This window comes from Filifactor villosus, assembly GCF_042652965.1.
In the GTDB taxonomy this organism is placed as follows: Bacteria; Bacillota; Clostridia; order Peptostreptococcales; family Filifactoraceae; genus Filifactor; species Filifactor villosus.
Window position 1 is genome coordinate 1 of the sequence record NZ_JBHSHL010000066.1, and the last position, 1177, is coordinate 1177.

Consider the following 1177-nt stretch of genomic DNA (forward strand, 5'->3'; position numbering starts at 1 on the left):
TCCTGAAACTCTTTTCCTCTTGGCCACCCTCTCTTCCGCCTTGCTCTGCTCAAGTTCCTTCTCCAATTCCTCTATCATAATCTGCGTAGAAAATCTCTCGCGGATCCTCTTCCTGCAATTCTCCCTCATCTCTTCATACAGTCCTTTGTCCGATATGAGGTCCGTGATCGCAGCTACATATTCTTCGATCTCTTCTCTCGGAAATTCCCTCTTGTCAAGTTCTTCCCCCTCTTTTTGATACAAAGGAATAATCCTTCCTACCGTGCTGTCTATCAGTTCTTTCTGCCCTCCAACGTCCGCACTGACTACCGGTGTTTTCATTGATACCGATTCGTATGCGGTTAGCGCCAAGCCTTCTTTCAGAGAACAGATCAAGGTCAGTGTCGCATCTTTGTAGTAGGGCATCATATCTTCCTGACGTCCCGCAAAGTATACGTTCTCTTCCAATCCCAAGCTTTTGCTTTTGAGTTTCATTTCTTCCAACTGTGGCCCGTCTCCTACTACCAAAAAGGCAATGTCTTTCTTTCGTTTTTTGACTCCTTTTGCAATCTCCAACATCAAAAAGGGTCTCTTCTGCGGATGGATCCTACAAGGAAATAAGACTATCGGTCTGTTTCCTAAACCGTACTTCTCTCGTACAACTCCTTCTTCGACTTTACTTTCATCATACTTGTCCTGGTCCACTCCGATGTAAAGGGTTTTGACGTCTTCTGCTTTTCGATGGAAGTGATCGATAAGCACTTTTCTTGTCCCCTCATTACATACATAGGTTTTCTCCAGGATCTCTCCCATCATTCCTGAGGTTCTTCCATACCCTCCGTTTCTCCAGTACCATTCTTCCATGTGCACATAGTCGATGATTGCCAGACCCGGAAATTCTTTTCGAATCCAAGGGATCAGGTGATAGCCATAGTAGGAGTTGCTTAAAAACAGGATGTCGATGTCCCTGCTTTGGATAAAATAGCTGATAAATTCCGGATAGTTGCGAATGTCCAAGAAGGACGGAAGTTCGTAGATCTCGTCGGTATACTCTCGAAATTTGCTCTTCCACACGTTATCGCTGTGCACTGTTGTCAGGATGCTTACTTCATACTTTTCTTTGTTTATCTTTTTCAATACTTCCAAGTTGAACAGATCCGCTCCGCCCATGACCATCCACGGAATGATCATCATGATT

General features: G+C 44.4%; 1 protein-coding gene. It reads right to left on the reverse strand.

Annotated features, from left to right (window positions below; all coding sequences use genetic code 11):
- Positions 1-1177: glycosyltransferase family 4 protein (locus ACFO4R_RS11930; protein WP_379789448.1), on the reverse strand; the 1177-nt coding region annotated here is incomplete at both ends.